19 protein-coding genes are annotated in these 15,982 nt (G+C 71.5%); 10 read left to right on the top strand and 9 right to left on the bottom strand.

The annotated features are described in order from the left end of the window. Positions 1–37: 37 nt before the first annotated feature. Entirely contained in the window at positions 38–757 is a 720-nt protein-coding gene (locus ACGFIK_RS09315; RefSeq protein WP_327023299.1) for a PP2C family serine/threonine-protein phosphatase, read from the bottom strand. A gap of 62 nt (positions 758–819) precedes the next feature. Between ACGFIK_RS09315 and ACGFIK_RS09310 the strand changes: the two genes are divergently transcribed. Then, positions 820–1,881, top strand: coding sequence for a LuxR C-terminal-related transcriptional regulator (locus ACGFIK_RS09310; RefSeq protein ID WP_393338664.1), 1,062 nt, complete (start codon positions 820–822; stop codon positions 1,879–1,881). Positions 1,882–1,961: 80 nt separating this feature from the next. Here ACGFIK_RS09310 and ACGFIK_RS09305 read toward each other — a convergent pair whose 3' ends face one another. Next, positions 1,962–2,549, bottom strand: coding sequence for a helix-turn-helix domain-containing protein (locus ACGFIK_RS09305; protein ID WP_393338661.1), 588 nt, complete (start codon positions 2,547–2,549; stop codon positions 1,962–1,964). A 55-nt stretch (positions 2,550–2,604) separates the two neighbouring features. Here ACGFIK_RS09305 and ACGFIK_RS09300 point away from each other — a divergent pair, with 55 nt between their 5' ends. Next, on the top strand, positions 2,605–3,915 hold the full coding sequence (locus ACGFIK_RS09300) for a benzoate/H(+) symporter BenE family transporter (RefSeq protein WP_393338658.1): 1,311 nt from the start codon (positions 2,605–2,607) through the stop codon (positions 3,913–3,915). A 12-nt stretch (positions 3,916–3,927) separates the two neighbouring features. Here ACGFIK_RS09300 and ACGFIK_RS09295 read toward each other — a convergent pair whose 3' ends face one another. The 4 genes from ACGFIK_RS09295 to ACGFIK_RS09280 form a co-directional block, all read right to left on the bottom strand. Beyond that, on the bottom strand, positions 3,928–4,302 hold the full coding sequence (locus ACGFIK_RS09295; RefSeq protein ID WP_393338655.1) for a hypothetical protein: 375 nt from the start codon (positions 4,300–4,302) through the stop codon (positions 3,928–3,930). 151 nt (positions 4,303–4,453) lie between these two features. Further along, complete coding sequence (locus ACGFIK_RS09290; RefSeq protein ID WP_327023295.1) at positions 4,454–4,687, bottom strand: hypothetical protein; 234 nt, start codon at positions 4,685–4,687, stop codon at positions 4,454–4,456. 84 nt (positions 4,688–4,771) lie between these two features. Beyond that, positions 4,772–5,245 (bottom strand): large conductance mechanosensitive channel protein MscL, encoded by a 474-nt coding sequence (mscL, locus tag ACGFIK_RS09285; RefSeq protein ID WP_327023294.1) that lies wholly within the window; start codon positions 5,243–5,245, stop codon positions 4,772–4,774. 27 nt (positions 5,246–5,272) lie between these two features. Next, positions 5,273–5,968, bottom strand: coding sequence for a FadR/GntR family transcriptional regulator (locus ACGFIK_RS09280; RefSeq protein WP_393338652.1), 696 nt, complete (start codon positions 5,966–5,968; stop codon positions 5,273–5,275). A gap of 194 nt (positions 5,969–6,162) precedes the next feature. Between ACGFIK_RS09280 and ACGFIK_RS09275 the strand changes: the two genes are divergently transcribed. Then, on the top strand, positions 6,163–7,314 hold the full coding sequence (locus ACGFIK_RS09275; RefSeq protein WP_393338986.1) for an MFS transporter: 1,152 nt from the start codon (positions 6,163–6,165) through the stop codon (positions 7,312–7,314). Positions 7,315–7,324: 10 nt separating this feature from the next. Here the strand turns inward: ACGFIK_RS09275 and ACGFIK_RS09270 are convergent, their stop codons facing one another. After that, the gene (locus ACGFIK_RS09270) at positions 7,325–7,681 is read right to left on the bottom strand and encodes an STAS domain-containing protein (protein WP_327023291.1); all 357 of its coding nucleotides are present in this window, start codon (positions 7,679–7,681) and stop codon (positions 7,325–7,327) included. 164 nt (positions 7,682–7,845) lie between these two features. On the opposite strand from ACGFIK_RS09270, the gene ACGFIK_RS09265 reads away from it, so the two are divergent. The 7 genes from ACGFIK_RS09265 to ACGFIK_RS09235 all read left to right on the top strand — a co-directional run bounded on the left by ACGFIK_RS09265 (position 7,846) and on the right by ACGFIK_RS09235 (position 13,989). Beyond that, positions 7,846–8,706 carry an STAS domain-containing protein gene (locus tag ACGFIK_RS09265; protein ID WP_393338648.1) on the top strand — a complete coding sequence of 287 codons (861 nt, stop codon included), beginning with the start codon at positions 7,846–7,848 and terminating at the stop codon, positions 8,704–8,706. Next, positions 8,706–9,116: an STAS domain-containing protein gene (locus tag ACGFIK_RS09260; RefSeq protein ID WP_393338646.1), complete on the top strand. Its 411-nt coding sequence runs from the start codon at positions 8,706–8,708 to the stop codon at positions 9,114–9,116. The genes ACGFIK_RS09265 and ACGFIK_RS09260 overlap by 1 nt, the downstream gene beginning before the upstream one ends. Then, positions 9,113–9,532 carry an ATP-binding protein gene (locus ACGFIK_RS09255; protein WP_327023289.1) on the top strand — a complete coding sequence of 140 codons (420 nt, stop codon included), beginning with the start codon at positions 9,113–9,115 and terminating at the stop codon, positions 9,530–9,532. Before ACGFIK_RS09260 ends, ACGFIK_RS09255 begins: the two co-directional genes overlap by 4 nt. Further along, positions 9,520–10,539 (top strand): SpoIIE family protein phosphatase, encoded by a 1,020-nt coding sequence (locus ACGFIK_RS09250; protein WP_327023288.1) that lies wholly within the window; start codon positions 9,520–9,522, stop codon positions 10,537–10,539. Before ACGFIK_RS09255 ends, ACGFIK_RS09250 begins: the two co-directional genes overlap by 13 nt. Continuing rightward, positions 10,539–11,888, top strand: coding sequence for a sensor histidine kinase (locus ACGFIK_RS09245; protein WP_393338642.1), 1,350 nt, complete (start codon positions 10,539–10,541; stop codon positions 11,886–11,888). Before ACGFIK_RS09250 ends, ACGFIK_RS09245 begins: the two co-directional genes overlap by 1 nt. Before the next feature lies 1 nt (position 11,889). After that, complete coding sequence (locus tag ACGFIK_RS09240; protein WP_393338640.1) at positions 11,890–13,425, top strand: SpoIIE family protein phosphatase; 1,536 nt, start codon at positions 11,890–11,892, stop codon at positions 13,423–13,425. Between the two features lie 183 nt (positions 13,426–13,608). Next, positions 13,609–13,989 (top strand): STAS domain-containing protein, encoded by a 381-nt coding sequence (locus ACGFIK_RS09235; protein WP_393338638.1) that lies wholly within the window; start codon positions 13,609–13,611, stop codon positions 13,987–13,989. Positions 13,990–13,999: 10 nt separating this feature from the next. Here ACGFIK_RS09235 and ACGFIK_RS09230 read toward each other — a convergent pair whose 3' ends face one another. Further along, a complete protein-coding gene (locus tag ACGFIK_RS09230) occupies positions 14,000–14,662 on the bottom strand; it encodes a response regulator transcription factor (protein WP_327023284.1) in 663 nt (220 codons plus the stop codon). After that, the gene (locus ACGFIK_RS09225) at positions 14,650–15,933 is read right to left on the bottom strand and encodes a sensor domain-containing protein (RefSeq protein WP_327023283.1); all 1,284 of its coding nucleotides are present in this window, start codon (positions 15,931–15,933) and stop codon (positions 14,650–14,652) included. Before ACGFIK_RS09225 ends, ACGFIK_RS09230 begins: the two co-directional genes overlap by 13 nt. Positions 15,934–15,982 lie beyond the last annotated feature (49 nt).

Below are 15,982 nucleotides of genomic sequence, written 5' to 3'. Positions count from 1 at the left end.
GCGTGCAGCGGCCCTCGGGTCATGAACCCGGGCGGCCTCAGTCGTCGATGACGTCGGAGATCACCACGGTGACGTTGTCCGGCGCACCGGCCTGGTGGGCCAGCTTGACCAGTTGCTCACCACACTGGTGGCGATCGGCGTGCAGCCCCAGGGTGGCCGCGATCGCATCGTCGGTCACATAGTCGGAGAGCCCGTCACTGCACAGCAACAGTCGGTCACCGGCGGCTACCGTCAACATTCCCAGCGTCGGCGGGGCGTCCGCGCCCTGCACCGCGCGGGTCACCAGGGAACGCTGCGGGTGCTGCCGGGCCTGGTCCCGGGTCAGCGCCCCCTGGTCGACAAGCGCCTGCACGAAGGTGTCGTCGCGGGTCAACTGGGTCAGGCGACCGTCCCGGAGCAGGTAGCAACGGGAGTCGCCGACCTGAGCCAGCACCAGCGTGTTCCCGGCCAGCAGGGCGGCGGTCAGGGTCGTACCCATGCCGTCGCGGGCCGGGTCGGCGGCGATCGCGGCATGGATGCGTTGGTTGGCGGTGCTCACCACGGCGCGCAGCGCGTCGGCGGCGGAGTCCGGGGCGGTGGGCGGGATCAGCTCGTCCAGGATCCGGATGACGATCTCGCTGGCCACTTCACCGGCAGGAAGTCCACCCATGCCGTCGGCCACCGCGACGAGGCGCTCGCCGGCGAGCGCGGAGTCCTCGTTGTTGGTCCGAACCAGGCCGATGTCGTTGAGGATGGCCGAGCGGAGGATCAGCGTCATGGGTCAAGCTTGCCAAGAAGACCTGTCCCGCGTCTCTACGCACTACTGCGTAGGGTTGAGGAATGTTGCCCGTGTCCATGGTCGGGCGCGCCGGTGAGCTCGCTGAGCTGGGCCGAGCGTGGTCCACCGTGGTGGACGGCAACCGTCGGTCCCCGGCTGTCGCGGTCGTCACCGGCGGCGCGGGAGTGGGCAAGAGCCTGCTGGTAGCCGCCGCCCTGGACGGGTTCACCCCCCGGCCCGAGGTGGTGCTCAGCGGAGCCGCCCGGCTGCACAGTCCCGCCCCGTACGACTGGTTGGCCGCCGTACTGAGCGGGCGCGACACCAGCCGACTTGATCTTCCGGTCGACGCGCTGGCCTGGCTGGCCCAGCAGCCCACCGCCCCGCCGGAGCGCTACGCCCCCGGCACCCTACTCCGGCTGGCCGTACGGACCGTCCGGGCCCTGGTCGGCGCCGGTCCGGCGGTACTCGTCGTGGAGGACCTGCACGCCCTGGACCCGGCCAGCCTCAACCTGATCGGTGAGTTGGCCACCGCCGACGGGCTGCCGGCCCTGCTGATGGTGGCGACCAGGCCCGCGGCCCACGCGGTCGCACCCGCCCTCACCGGCCGCACCCTGGCCCGCCTCTGCGGGGTACGAGGCGTCGTGCGCCAGCATCTCGGCCCGTTGCGCCCCGCCGAGGTCGCCGAGGTGCTGGACCAGGTGTACGCCGGGTCGGCCGCCGATCCCGGGCTGGTGCACCGGGTCTGGCAGCACACCGGCGGCAACCCGTACGCCCTCACCGAACTGCTGGCCGCGCACGCCGGAGCGGATCCCGCCACCCTGCTCGCCGCTGGGGTGTCGGACGTTGCTGTTGTGCCCGCTGCGCGGATCGCTGACGGTCCGGATTCTCCGGTAGCTGCCACGGTCGAGTTGACCGGTCGGGAGGTCGAGGTGCTCGACTGCCTGGTGGCCGGGATGTCCAACAAGCAGGTGGCCCGCGCCCTCGGCATCTCGGTACGCACGGTCACGGTGCACGTGTCGAACCTGCTGCGCAAGACCGGTGCGGCCTCGCGTACCGAGGCGGCGCTCTGGGCGGTACGCCAACGACTCGCCGTCGCCGCCCCGACCGCCACCCGCGACGGCTGAGCCGGAGATCGACTCCGTTTCGGCGATACGGCGGCATCCCGCAGCCCCGTACCCCGCGGTTTCGGCGAAACGGCGCGGGCCTACCGGCGGGGGTAGCGCAGGAGGAGGCTGGCGGTGACCTCCTCGTCGCCGACGGCGGCGTACATGTGCGGCACGTCGGAGGTCCAGCGCAGGTGGCCACCGGCGGTGGCGGTCAGCGGGGCGTCGACCGGACCGGCGCGCAGCGCTCCGGTGAAGACCGTGACATGTTCGGTCACCCCGGCCTGGTGGGCCGGTGAGAGCTGACCCGGCCCGGGGGCCACCCGCATCCGGTACAGCTCGTAGGTGACCTCGGAGTCCTCGAAGACCTCCAGCAGGGTGGCGCTGACGGCCGCCCCCCGTACGGTCGGTTCGCTGGTCGCCTCGGAGAGCACGGCGGCCAGCGGTACGCCGAGGTGAGCGGTGATCGCGTACAACGTCTCCAGGGTGGGGTTGCGGAGGCCGTTCTCCAGTCCGGAGAGGGTCGCCTTCCCCACCCCGGCCTGCCGGGCCAGCGCGGACAGCGAGATCCCCCGGGCCTCGCGCAGGGCACGGACCCGGCGGCCGATCGCCGCGGGATCCGCCTCTGCCGCCCCGGGCTGACCGGAGTCGGCGACCGGTAGGGGGTCTGATGCTGCTGAGTACGGCACCCCGCTATCGTGCTACACGGTGCTGTTCCGTAAATGGAACGATTGAGGGTGGGGTATGGCGGATCGGATGCAACCGGTGCTGGCCGGCGCGGTGGCCGCGCTGGTCGGGTTCGCCAGTTCGTTCACCGTGGTTCTGGCCGGCCTGCGGGCGGTCGGGGCCACCGAGAGTCAGGCCGCCTCCGGGCTGCTCGTACTCTGCCTGATGTCCGGCCTCTGCGCCGCCTGGCTGGGCCTGCGGCACCGGCTGCCGATGAGCGTGGCCTGGTCCACACCCGGCGCGGCGCTGCTGGTAGCCACCGGCCCGATGCCCGGCGGTTGGCCGGTCGCGGTCGGTGCCTTCCTCGTCTCCGGGCTGCTGATCGTGGCCGCCGGCCTCTTCCCGGTGCTGGGCCGGGCCGTCGCGGCGATCCCCAAGCCGATCGCCGGGGCGATGCTCGCCGGGGTGCTGCTGCCACTGTGCACCGCACCGGTACGCGCCCTCGTCGAGGTGCCCGTGTTGGCCGCCCCGGTGCTGGTGTGCTGGTTGGTGCTGCACCGCTTCGCCCGCCCCTGGGCGGTGCCCGGTGCCCTGGTGGTGGCGGCCGGCGCGATCGCCCTGACCACCTCGGGCGGGGGTGGCGGTGGACTACGTCCGGTGATCGAGGTCACCGCGCCGCAGTGGAGCCTGACCGCGATGGTCGGATTGGCGCTGCCGCTGTTCCTGGTCACCATGGCCGCGCAGAACGTGCCCGGCACGGCCGTCCTGGTCGGCTACGGCTATCGGCCGCCCCTCAGTTCGGCGCTGCGGGCCACCGGGCTGGCCAGTCTGGTCGCCGCCCCGGCCGGTGGACATGCGGTGAACCTGGCCGCGATCACCGCCGCCCTGGCCGCCGGACCGGAGGCCCACCCCGACCCGAATCGTCGCTGGATCGCCTCGGTGACCAACGGTGTCGGCCTGGCCCTGCTCGGGCTGGGTGCCGGAGCGGTCACCACCCTGGTCGGCTGGGCGCCACCGGTGTTGATCGAGGCGGTCGCCGGGCTGGCCCTGCTCGGTGCCCTGGCCACCTCACTGACCTCGGCGCTGGCCGACCCCGACGCGCGGGAAGCGGCGGTCGTCACCCTGGTGGTCACCGCCTCCGGCGTCTCCCTGGCCGGCATCGGCGGCGCCTTCTGGGGCTTGATCGCCGGCTGCCTGATGCTGCTGATCTTCCGCCGCCGCCGCACCACGCCACCCACTGCCACGCCAGCGCCTCCCGCACCAGCGACTCCCACGCCAGCGCCTCCCACGCCAGCGCCTCCCACGCCAGCGGCGCCTTCGTCCGCCGTGCCCACCGGCCCTGCGCCGACCCTGCGCCAGGAGAGCGTCGACCGCGTGATCGGTCGCTAGGCCGGGTGGGGGTCAGTCCTCGGCGGGGAGGTCGGCGGTCAGGGCGCTGAGGAGGACCTCACGGTCGGTGACGCTGGCTATCTGGTCGGCGAGCACGTAGACGGCGCCGGTGGGTACCAGGTCGGTGGAGACCTTGAGGTAGCCGGTGCGCAGCAGGCGGGCGGCCAGGTCGGCGGGGACGTCCGGTTCCTCGGTGCTGGCGGACTCGATCAACTCGTCCAGGCTGCCGCCGGGGTCGGCGGTCGGCGCCTGCACCGTCACCGCATTCGGATCACCCCGCTGCACCAGATCGACGGTCCCCACGTCCCGCCCGGCGACATCCACCACCCGCATCCCGGTGGTCACCCGCGAAACGATCCCCTGCTGATCGATCCCCTGCCTCTCCATCCCCCACCCCTTCCCGCCCCCCAACCCCCCTAAACCCGCCCACCAACCCCTCCAAAACCGAGTTGATCAAGAGGTTTGCGTCATGGATCCGGCAAATCCAGACGCAAACTTCTTGATCAACAAGCGCAGGGTGGGAGGGCGGGGAGCGGGCTTAGGGGGATGGGGGGCGGGGGGAGAGTTCGCGCCAGGGGTCGGCGGGGTGGAGCAGGGCGCGAATGGTTTCCTCGGCGTCGTCGAGGGTGTCGTACTCGTAGAAGCGGGAGACTCCCTCGGCGCCGCCGGCCCGTTGTTCGACGTACCACCGGTCGGCGTCCGTCCGGAGGAAGACGTCCCGCCGGGCCAGGCGCCCCCATTTCCCGTTCCACCAGTGCTTTCGCTGCTCCATGGCCAGGGACTCTATCGAACATGTGTTCGATTCAGGATGGCGCGTGGCGGCATTCCCCGTACGGGTGACCTGCGGTTGTCGGGTTCAGCGCCCGGTGGGCGGTTCCTCCCGCGAGCCGAGTGCGTCGTCCAGGGCGCTGCGCTGCTGGGCCGGGGTGGTCCGGCCGGAGGCCACCAGGGCGTCGCGGATCTCGGTGAGCAGCTTGACCTCCTCGCTCGGCGCGGCGGGCGGCGGCTCCTCGCCCCGCTTGCGGCGCTCGGCGAGCTTGTTCATCGGGAAGACGACCAGGAAGTACAGCGCCGCCGCGGTGAGCAGGAAGGTGATCAGGGCGTTGACGAAGGCGACCCAGTCGAACGGGATGCCCTGGATCGTCGGTGCGGTGCCCTCCAACCCCTTGTCGCTGCCGGTGACCAGGACCACGAAGACCCGGATCAGCGGATCCAGGAAAGACTTGGTGAGCTGGGTGACCACACCCGTGAACGCGGCACCGATGACGACACCGACCGCCAGGTCGACGACGTTGCCGCGCATGATGAAGTCTTTGAAACCCTTGAGCATTCGTACTCCTGAGGTGTCCCGGGTTCGTCAAGGACAACCTATGCCCCCGGATCGGGGCTCCAGAAATGCGCCGGCCTCCCGGGCGGCGAGATCCGGGTCACCAGCCCGGATCGCCGCCACCAGACGGGCGTGGTCGACGTGCCGGTCCGGGGTCAGGGCTCCGCCCATCGCCTGGGTGACGGTGCTGCGCAGGACGGCCCCGATGGAGGCGTACAGCTCGGCGAGCATGCCGTTGTGCGCCGCCGCGACGACCGCGGTGTGCAGCGCCGCGTCGGCCTCGACGAACTCGGCGACCCGGCCGCCGCGCCAGGCCGCCTCGCGGGCGGCCAGCGCCTCGTCGAGGGCGGCCAGGTCCTCAGGGGTACGCCGACGAGCGGCCAGCCGGGCGGCCTCCACCTCGAAGGCTCGGCGTACCTCGATCACCTCGGTCATCCGGTCGTCGGTGAGCCGTCGGGCCACCACGGGCGCCAGTTCGTCCGTGGAGATGACGTACGTGCCGGAGCCCTGCCTGCACTCCAGGACCCCGGCGTGGGCCAGGGCCCGGACGGCCTCCCGTACGGTGTTGCGCCCCACCCCGAGGGCCTCGACCAGTTGCGGCTCGGTCGGGATCCGGCTGCCCACCGGCCACTCGCCGGCCAGGATGCGCGCCCGCAGTTGCGTGATCGTCTGCTGGATCCGCCGTCCCCGGGGCGGCGCCGGGGCGGAGTCGACTGCCGGTGGCACTGGTCACCACCTCTCGCCGGAATTCATCCCATGATTGTAGGTTCGAGGTCATGCCTCCGTCACCCGTCCCCGCTGCGGCCGCCACCACCGCCGACGGGTCGACCACCCAGGACAAGACCACCGCCGACGGGTCGACCACCCAGGAGGAGACCACCGCGCCGCGCCTGCACGGTGGCCTGCTGGTGCTGGTCGGGATGCTGCTCGTGGCGCTCAATCTGCGGGCCGCCGTCACCAGCCTCGGTGCCCTGCTCGACGAGGTACGCGTCGGCCTGGCCCTGTCCGGCACCCAGGCCGGCTTCGTCACCACCCTGCCCACCATCGCCTTCGCCGCGCTGGGGGCGGCCACCCCCTGGCTGGTCCGCCGACTCTCCGCAGCCCGCCTGCTGGTCCTGGGGATGCTGGCCCTCGCCGTCGGTCAGGTGTTGCGCGTGGTCACCGACTCCGCGCTGGTGTTCCTGCTCACCAGCGCGCTCGCGCTGGCCGGGATCGCGGTGGCGAACATCCTGATGCCGATGCTGGTGAAGCAGTACTTCCCGCACCGCACCGGGCTGGTCACCGGGGCGTACACGATGGCGTTGGTCACCGGCACGACGGCGGCCGCCGCTGCGGCGGTGCCGGTCGCGCACGCCTTCGGTTCCTGGCGGGCGGGGCTGGGGGTCTGGGCGGCGATGGCGGCGGTCGCCGTACTCCCGTGGCTGCCGGCGGCGCTGCGCAGCCGGGGTGCCGCACGGCGCGCGACCCGGGGTGCCGCCGGCGCCCGACTGATCGTCCGCCCCGGCCGTACCCGGCTCGGCTGGGCGATGGCGGTCTACTTCGGCACCCAGTCACTCAGCGGGTACGCGATCATGGGCTGGTTGGCCCAACTCTTCCGGGACTCGGGTTTCCGGGCCCAGGACGCCGGACTGCTGCTCGCCGGGGTGACCGCCCTGGGGGTACCGATCGCGATGTTGATGCCGACCCTGGCCGGCCGGATGAGCAACCTGCGTCCCCTGGTGTTCGCCCTGACGGCCGCCTCGACGGCGGCCTATCTGGGCCTGGCGTTCGCGCCCCGGGACGCGGCCCTGCTGTGGGTGCTGCTGCTGGCCTGTGGCCAGGGGGCGTTCCCGTTGATCCTGACCACCATCGGGCTGCGGGCCCGTACCGCCGACGGCACGGTGGCCCTGTCGGCCTTCGCGCAGAGCACGGGATATGTGATCGCGGCGTTGGGGCCGCTACTGGTCGGCATCCTCTACGAGGCCACCGGAGGCTGGACGGCGCCGCTCGGTCTGCTGCTGCTGGCTCTGGCGGTGCAGACGGGGGCGGGAATGGTCATCGCTCGTCCCGGATACATCGAGGACGAGCGCTGATGGGTCGGAGTCAGGAGGTGGCCGGGGTGGCCTCGCCCGCCACCGCCTGGTCGACCGTGGGGTAGGTGTGCAGCACCTCCACCAGGCCACTGACCTCAAGGATGCGCAGCACCCCGCGCTGCGGTGCGGCCAGCCGGACCACTCCGCCGGCCTCGTCGCAGCTGTTCTTGGCGCGGACGAACACCGACAGGCCGGTGGAGTCGCAGAACGAGACCTCCGACAGGTCGAAGACCAGCCGGCTGCGCCCCTTGTCGAGCAGGTCGGTGATCTGGTCCTGCAACTGCGGCGCGGTGGCCATGTCCAGTTCGCCCGCGACCGCCACAACGACCATGTCACCGCGCTGTTCCGTGTGCACCGTCAAGGACATTCGCCAGACCTCCTGTTTATCGGTGGAACGGTATCCCACCGGAGCCTCGGTACGCAGAACGGGCACGAGATCGAGTGCCCGCCGACCTTCACTTGCTGTGGGGCAAGTAGTTTTCGGGTCGGCGGTGATAGAGTCCGGCCGGTCCGGTTCGAGGGGGTTATGTCATGGCGTTGAGCACTGACGAAAGCGGCCGGCTGGCTGGTCTGCTAACCAGCCATGTCGATCAGGTCACGCAACGGTGGACCGAGGTCGTCGCGGCGCAGCTTCGTGGCCGTCTCAGCCAGACCGAACTGCGTCAGCAGGTGCAGGAGCTGCACCGCGCCCTGGTCGACGCGCTCGGTAAGGGCGCCGCCGACCTGGCCGCCGAGGAGGCCACCGAACTGCGTGCGGTCCTCGCCGAACTGTCCCGGGGGCAGGCCCGCCAGGGCTTCTCCGCCGCCGAGACCGCCACCGGTGTGTTCGCCCTCAAGGACGCCCTGTTGAGCGTGATGGAAGCCGACCAGAGCGCCGGGACCCTGCGCGACTACGTAGCCTTCGGCACCCTGGTCGACCAGATGGGCCTGTTCACCTTCGAGAGCTTCGTACGGACCCGGGAGAGCCTGATCGCCGACCAGGCCGAGCAGTTGCTGGAGCTGTCCACTCCGGTGGTCAAGCTCTGGGAAGGCGTGGTGGCGGTGCCGCTGGTCGGCACCCTGGACTCGGCTCGCGCCCAGGTGGTCATGGAGCGACTGCTGCAGACCCTGGTGGACACCAGCTCGCCGTACGCGATCATCGACATCACCGGGGTGCCGGCGGTGGACACCCAGGTCGCCCAGCACATCCTGAAGACCGTGGTGGCCGCCCGGCTGATGGGCGCCGACTGCATCATCTCCGGCATCCGACCCCAGATCGCCCAGACCATCGTCGCCCTGGGCATCGAGTTCGGTGACATCGCCACCAAGGCCAGTCTGGCCGACGCGCTGCGCCATGTGCTGCGGCTCACCGGTGTCGAGACCGGTCGCCGCCAGCCGCGTCGGGAGGCGTGATGGAACGGGTGCCGATCCTCAAGATCGGCGACATTCTGCTGGTCTCCATCCAGGTCGACATGTCCGACCAGACGGCCATCGCCCTCCAGGAGGACCTGGCCGAGCGGATCGTCGCCACCGGCTGCCACGGGGTGATCATCGACATCACCGCGCTGGACATCGTGGACTCCTTCGTCGGACGGATGCTGTCCACGATCGCCTCGATCTCCCGGGTGCTCGACGCGGAGACGGTGGTCGTCGGGATGCGTCCGGCGGTCGCCATCACCCTGGTCGAGTTGGGACTGTCCCTCAACGGCATCCGTACCGCACTGAACGTCGAGCGGGGCATGGAACTCATCGCGGCCAACCGCGACGACCAGTACGACGAGCATGACGAGGGTCTGGACCCCGAGCTGACGGCGTCGCCGTGACCAGCGGGGTCGACCTGAGCCGGCCGCAGGCGCAGACGGTCGGCAGCGACGAGGACGTGGTACGCGTCCGGCAACTGGTGCGTACGGTGGCGGTGGCCGTCAAGCTCTCCCTGGTAGACCAGACCAAGGTGGTCACCGCGGCCAGCGAACTCGCCCGCAACACCCTGGTCTACGGCGGCGGTGGCACGGTCGAGGTGGCCGTCGTGGACAACGGCCGCCGTCCCGGCATCAGCATCGTCTTCGCCGACTCCGGCCCCGGCATCGCCGACCTGGACCTCGCCCTGACCGACGGGTACACCACCGGTGGCGGTCTGGGCCTGGGCCTCAGCGGGGCCCGGCGGTTGGTGGACGAGTTCGACATCCAGACCGCGCCCGGTCAGGGCACCAGGATCACCATCACCAAGTGGTCCCGGTGACGGCCGAACCGGTCTCCGACCGGGGCACCTGGTTCCGGGTGGAGACCGGCAGCGCCGGCAGTGCGGTGCGACGGGCGGCCGAACGCCTGGGCGCGCAGTTGGGGCTGCCGGACAGCCGGATCGCCGACCTGGCCATCGTCACGGCGGAGCTGACCAGCAACCTGATCAAGCACGCCGACGACGGGGTGCTGCTGCTCCGGCCGGTACGCCGCGAGCTGGACGCCGGGGTGGAACTGGTAGCGGTCGACTCCGGGCCCGGCATGGCCGACCTGACCGACTCCGCCCGCGACGGTCACTCCACCACCGGCACCCTGGGTATCGGCCTGGGGGCGATCGTCCGGCAGGCCAGCTGGTTCGACGCGTACTCGCGGCCGGGTCGAGGAACGGTCATCGTCGTGCAGGTGTTCGCCGACCCGGTGACCGAACGGCCCTGGGCCGGCGGAATCACCCGGCCGCTGACCGGGGAGACGGTCAGCGGAGACGGATACGCCTGGCGGATCGTCGGCGTACGCCGTCAGCTGCTGGTCACCGACGGCCTGGGGCACGGGCCGTTGGCCGCCGCCGCCACCGACGCCGCCCTTGCCGCCTTCCGGGCCGCCCCGGACGCCGCCCCGGCCGAGGTGGTCGGCCACCTGCATCGGGCCCTGTCGCACACCCGTGGCGCGGCGCTGGCCGTGGCCGAGCCGGACCCGGCGACCGGGTTGCTGCGCTACGCCGGATTGGGCAACATCAGCGGGGTGGTTGCCACCGGGGACGGTCGGCAGCGGGGGCTGGTCTCCCTGCCCGGCATCGCCGGACATCAACGCCCGGCCATCCGACAGTACGAGTATCCGTTCGACCCCGGCAGCCTGCTGGTCATGCACAGCGACGGGGTGGTCGACCGCTGGCGCCTCGCCGACCAGCCCGGACTGTCCGGGCGGTCACCGTTGGTGGTGGCCGCCACCCTGTTGCGCGAGGCCGGCGTCCGGCGCGACGACGCCGGTGTGTTGGTGGCGAGGTCCTGGTGATGAACGCCGAACCGCTGTTGCAGATGACCCTGCGGGTGGAGCAGGACATCTTCGTGGTTCGCCAGCGGGGCCGGGAGGTGGCCACCGCGCTCGGCCTGGAGCACCAGGACCAGGTCCGGATCGCCACCGCCCTGAGTGAGGTGGCCCGGGACCTGCTGCGCAGTGTCGGCGGTGCCGATGTGGTGTTCGCCATCGCGGACACCCCGGACGGGCGACACCACCTGCGGGTCGACCTCATTCCGGTCGGCCCACTGCCGCAGGGGCGGTACGAGCCGCAGTCCGGTGCGGTGGCGCGCCTGGTGGACACGTTGACCGTGGTGGCTCCGGCGGGGGATACGGTCGTGAGGATGTCACGACGTATCCCGGCCACCGCGCAGTCGCTCACCCCACAGGGCCTTGAGCAGTTGCGGGCCCAACTGGGGCAGAGCGCACCGGGGACCGCGGAGGAGGAACTCGCCGCCCAGAACTCGCAGCTGATCGCCGCCCTGGACGAGGTACGCACCCAACGCGACGAACTGGCGCGGCTCAACGAGGAACTGGAGCAGACCAACCGGGGCGTACTGGCGCTCTATCATCAGCTCACCGACGAGCTGGAGGAGACCAACCGGGGTGTGGTGGCCCTGTACGCCGAGTTGGACGACAAGTCCGTGCAGCTGCGCTCGGCCAGCGAGTCGAAGAGCCGGTTCCTGGCCAACGTCAGCCACGAACTGCGGGCACCGGTGACCGCGATCATCGGGCTGGCCCGGTTGCTCACCGATTCCGCCTCCGACCCCCTGACAGTGGAGCAGGAACGCCAGGTCGGCCTGATCCGATCCTCGGCCTCGGATCTGCTCTCGCTGGTCAACGAGCTGCTGGATCTGGCCAAGGCGGAGTCCGGTCGACTGGAACCGAACTGGACCGAGGTGGACCTGCGGGCCCTGTTCGGTCAGCTACGCGGCACCCTCCGGGCCCTGCACACCGCCTCCGAGGTGGACCTGGTGGTGGAGGAACCCCCCACCCCCGCCACCATCCGTACCGACGAGATGCTGCTCGCCCAGGTGCTGCGCAACCTGCTGCACAACGGTCTGAAGTTCACCGCCCGGGGTGAGGTGCGGCTGCGCGCCGAGCGGTCCGGCGACAGCTGGAGACTCGTCGTCTCCGACACCGGCGCAGGCATCCCGGCGGAGTTGCAGGACCGGGTGTTCGAGGAGTTCTACCAGGTGCCCGGCCCCTCCCGGGTCGGCGGCACCGGCCTGGGTCTGCCGTACGCCCGGCGGCTGGCCACCCTGCTGGGCGGCACCCTGGAACTGTCCAGTGAGGTCGGCCGGGGCAGCGCCCTGACGGTCACCCTGCCGGCGAACGGGATGTGACATGGACTCCCCGCCGACCGTGCTGGTGGTCGACGACAGCCGGACCAAGCGCTACCTGCTGGTGAACTGGCTGACCCGGGCCGGGTTCACCGTGATCGAGGCCCAGAACGGCGGCGAGGCCCTGCGCCAGGTCGAGGTGGATCCGATCGACCTGGTGGTCCTCGACGTGCGGCTGCCGGACCTCAGCGGGTTCGAGGTCTGCGAACGGATCAAGTCGGTCCGCCCCGCCCTGCCGGTGATTCACGTGTCCGCACACGCCATCGACACCGCCGACCGCGCCCAAGGCCTCACCCGGGGGGCGGACGCGTACCTGGCGGAGCCGATCGACCCGGAGGAACTCGTCGCCACCGCCCACGCCGTGCTGCGCTACTACCAGGCACGGCAGCGCGCCGAACTGCTCGCGGAACGACTCACCGGGCTGGCGGACACCACGGTGGCGGTACACGCCGCGCCGAACTTCGCCCGGCTGCTGGGAGCGGCGGCGGCCGGCACCGCGGAGATCTTCAAGAGCCCCGCCGCGGTGATAGCCGAGACCTTCGACGGCGACTGCATCGCCGGGGTCTGCGCCGGCCCGGGTGCCCCCAGCCGCATCGTGCCGTGGGTCGTCGACGACAGCGACACCCCGGTCGGCGCCACCGTCCGGGTGCAGGACCCGGCCGACTGGGCCCTGGTGGACTGGCCGGCGGGGGACACCGTGACGGTGGCCGCCGGTCGGCTGCGCGATGACCGGGCCCCCCTCTATGTCGTGGTGCCGACCGCCACCCAGACCGCCCGTACCCCGGTGCTTCGTCAACTGGCCCAGGCGGTGGCCTCCGCGGTCGAGGCCCAGCGATCCTTCGACGAGGAGCACCGCATCGCGGTGACCCTGCAACGCAGTCTGCTCCCGCAGCGCATCCCGACGATCGCCGGGCTGGATCTGGCCGTCCGCTACGAGCCCGCCAGCGCCCGTACCGAGGTGGGGGGCGACTTCTACGAGCTGGTGATGCTCGACGGTCACCTGCTGATGGCGATCGGCGACGTGGCGGGCCACTCGCTGCACGCCGCGACCGTGATGGCCGAGCTGCGGCACGCACTGCGGGCGTACGCGGTGGAGGGGCACCAGCCGGGTGAGATCCTGCACCGGGTCAACGAGCTGATGCGTACGCTGCTGCCCACCGAACTGGCCACCATCTGTGTACTGCTGCTCGACCCGGCCACCGGGCAGGTCAGGCTGGCCAGCGCGGGTCACCTGCCGCCGCTGATCAGCATGGACGGCAAGACCGAGTACGTGCACCACTCCGCACCCTTGCTCGGGGTACGGGCACCGCGCCCGGCAGACCTGGAGTTCGTGCTGCCGCGCGGGGCGACCATCGTCTTCTACACCGACGGCCTCATCGAACGGCGGGACATCACCATCGACGAGGGCCTGAACGCGCTGGCCGGGTCTGCCGTGCGGGTGGACGCCGACCTCGACCGGTTCTGTCAGCGGCTGCTAGACGAACTGGCCCCCGACGAGATTCAGGACGATGTAGCCGTGGTGGCCCTCCGTCGGCACTGAGTCACAGACGGTGGGAACTGGCAGGAGAGGTCAGGGCCGGGTACGGTCGAACTGGTGTCCAAAGCACCACGTCGAGGTCGGCACTGCCGCGTGCAAGCTCTGTCCTCCCCGGCGCCGGATTGAAGGTGGCAACCTCTCCGGCCCACAACATGCCCTTCGCCAGGGCGGGGACCGAGTCACACCATGGACGAACTGCTGCGATTCGACTATCGCGACATGCGGCCGGGCATCCGGCACGTGACCCTGGTCGGCGAGGCCGACCTGTCCACCATCGAGCAGCTTGAGCAGGGCCTCACCGCCTTCCTGGCACCCCACTGGGTCGCCCAGCTGACGCTCAATCTGAAGAAGTTGCGGTTTCTCGACTGTGCCGCCCTCTCCGCGCTGTTGCGGGTCCGGACGGCGGCCATGGCACGGGGGCAACAGGTGACCGTCTTCGCCGCCCAGGGCGTTCCGGCGCGGGTCATCGCGCTCAGCGGCAGCGGACACCTGCTCAATTACCACGGGACCGTCCGCATCGGCGGCACCGGCCGATCCTTCAGCCGCGACCTCGTCGCCCTCGGATGACAGCGGAGACTCAGGCGGGGTTGGCGCGCAGGTAGGTCAGGGTCGCCAGCACCCGACGGTTGGTGTCGTCGTCCGGCGGCAGACCGAGTTTGGCCAGGATGTTGCCGATGTGCTTGCCGACGGCGGCCTCGGTGACATGCAGCCGGGCGGCGATGGCCGCGTTCGACCGGCCCTCGGCGACCAGCACCAGCACCTCCCGCTCCCGTACGGTCAGGGCGGCCAGGGGGTCGCGCGGGCGGTTCAGCAGCCGCCGGACCACGTCCGGATCGACCACCGTGCCGCCCGCCAGGACGGTACGCAGGTTGTCGACGAACTCGGTGACCTCGGCGACCCGGTCCTTGAGCAGGTAGCCGACCCGCCGCCCGTCGGCGCTGTCCAGCAGCGCGGCGGCATACTCGGGCTGCACGTGTTGACTGAGCACGACCACGGCCAGGGCCGGCTGCTCGGTGCGTAGCTCGACCGCCGCGCGCAGCCCGTCGTCGCGGTGCCCCGGGGGCATCCGGATGTCGGTCACCACCAGGTCCGGCCGGTGGGTGCGGACCGCCTCCCGCAGCGCCGGGGCGGTGCCGACGGCGTCGAGCACCTCGAAGCCGAACCGGGTGAGCAGAGCCACCAGCCCTTCGCGCAGCAGCACCTCGTCCTCGGCGAGCACGACCCGGGTCACACCGACCACGGTAGTTCCACCCGCAGCACCGTCGGGCCGCCGGTCGGGCTTGACAGCAGGAGCCGCCCGTCGGCGGCGGCGACCCGGTCGGCGAGCCCGGTCAGGCCGGTGCCGTGGACCGGGTTCGCGCCACCCCGCCCGTCGTCGGTGACCTCGACGACCAGATCACCTCCGGTGTCGGTGAGCCGGACCTCGGCCCGGGTCGCCTCGGCGTGCCGGGCGACATTGCCGAGCGCCTCCGACACCACGAAGTACGCGATCGTCTCGGCCGCCTCCGGCAGGTGTCGCGGCAGGTCGGCGTGCACCTCGACCGGGACGGTCGACTCGTCGGCGAGTTCCCGTACCGCACCGGCCAGGCCCAGATCGGTGAGGCTCTGCGGGCGGATGCCCCGGACGATCTGCCGCAACAGCACCATCAGGCTCTTGGCCTGTTCATGCGCGATGTCCAGCGGCCGGGCTGCCGGCGAGTCATCGGGTACGTCCAGCCGGGCCAGACCGATCTGGAGGCCCAGGTTGGTGAGCCTGGGCTGGGCGGCGTCGTGCAGGTCGCGCTCGATGCGCCGACGTTCCGCCTCGTACGCGTCGACCAGGCGGGCCCGGGAGCGGGACACCTCGTGCAGCGCGGTCCCGTCAGAGACCAGCAGCCATCGGGTGACGGCACTCTGAGCGGCGGCGAGCGCACCGGCCGCGTACCACAGCACCGGCAGCAGCAGCACGCCGACGATCGCGTACGGTGCGGCCTGCGCGGGTGTCTCCGCGGTGTTCCAGAGCACCACCACCGTGTCGCCCGGCCTGACCATGAACGGGCTGACGATCAGCAGGACGTCCAGCGTCACGAGGACAGCGAAGAGCCAGTACGCCACGGGCACGGCACCGCCGAGGAAGAACAGGTAACCGGCCTCCCGCCAGGCCGCGCCGGTGGTGTACCGGGCGGTGAGACCACGCCACGGCACTCGCGGCAGCGGACGGTCGTCGATCAGGCCGAGCCGGTAGCGTTCGAACGCCGACACCGGGACGCTGAGCAGCGGTGCCAGCGCCAGTATGGTCAACGCGCCGATGGCCAGGGCCACGCCGAGCGCCAGCGACACCTGCCGCCCGTCGCGTACCGCGTTCATGGCGGCAACCAGCGGCGCCAACACCACGAGCAGCCCGAGCGAGAGTACGCTGGCCAGCGGCACACTGGTCAGCAGATAGGCCAGGCCTCGCCACGGCCAGCTGGTCAGCGGATATCGGCGATGGCGCAGGGCCTGGGCGAGGTGGGTCGCTGGTACCGGTGTCATGCCGACGACGCTATTGAACGGTCTGTCGCGGCCCCAGCCGACTGGATCC

The organism is Micromonospora sp. NPDC048871, from assembly GCF_043198155.1.
In the GTDB taxonomy this organism is placed as follows: Bacteria; Actinomycetota; Actinomycetes; order Mycobacteriales; family Micromonosporaceae; genus Micromonospora.
This window is presented reverse-complemented; position numbering and strand designations above follow the sequence as displayed.

Coding starts and splice junctions, on each gene's coding strand:
- ACGFIK_RS09315 (WP_327023299.1), bottom strand. CDS start 757: ATGACGCTGATCCTCCGCTCGGCCATCCTCAACGACATCGGCCTGGTT.
- ACGFIK_RS09310 (WP_393338664.1), top strand. CDS start 820: ATGTTGCCCGTGTCCATGGTCGGGCGCGCCGGTGAGCTCGCTGAGCTG.
- ACGFIK_RS09300 (WP_393338658.1), top strand. CDS start 2,605: ATGGCGGATCGGATGCAACCGGTGCTGGCCGGCGCGGTGGCCGCGCTG.
- ACGFIK_RS09295 (WP_393338655.1), bottom strand. CDS start 4,302: ATGGAGAGGCAGGGGATCGATCAGCAGGGGATCGTTTCGCGGGTGACC.
- ACGFIK_RS09290 (WP_327023295.1), bottom strand. CDS start 4,687: ATGGAGCAGCGAAAGCACTGGTGGAACGGGAAATGGGGGCGCCTGGCC.
- mscL (WP_327023294.1), bottom strand. CDS start 5,245: ATGCTCAAGGGTTTCAAAGACTTCATCATGCGCGGCAACGTCGTCGAC.
- ACGFIK_RS09275 (WP_393338986.1), top strand. CDS start 6,163: ATGCTGCTCGTGGCGCTCAATCTGCGGGCCGCCGTCACCAGCCTCGGT.
- ACGFIK_RS09270 (WP_327023291.1), bottom strand. CDS start 7,681: ATGTCCTTGACGGTGCACACGGAACAGCGCGGTGACATGGTCGTTGTG.
- ACGFIK_RS09265 (WP_393338648.1), top strand. CDS start 7,846: ATGGCGTTGAGCACTGACGAAAGCGGCCGGCTGGCTGGTCTGCTAACC.
- ACGFIK_RS09260 (WP_393338646.1), top strand. CDS start 8,706: ATGGAACGGGTGCCGATCCTCAAGATCGGCGACATTCTGCTGGTCTCC.
- ACGFIK_RS09245 (WP_393338642.1), top strand. CDS start 10,539: ATGAACGCCGAACCGCTGTTGCAGATGACCCTGCGGGTGGAGCAGGAC.
- ACGFIK_RS09240 (WP_393338640.1), top strand. CDS start 11,890: ATGGACTCCCCGCCGACCGTGCTGGTGGTCGACGACAGCCGGACCAAG.
- ACGFIK_RS09235 (WP_393338638.1), top strand. CDS start 13,609: ATGGACGAACTGCTGCGATTCGACTATCGCGACATGCGGCCGGGCATC.
- ACGFIK_RS09225 (WP_327023283.1), bottom strand. CDS start 15,933: ATGACACCGGTACCAGCGACCCACCTCGCCCAGGCCCTGCGCCATCGC.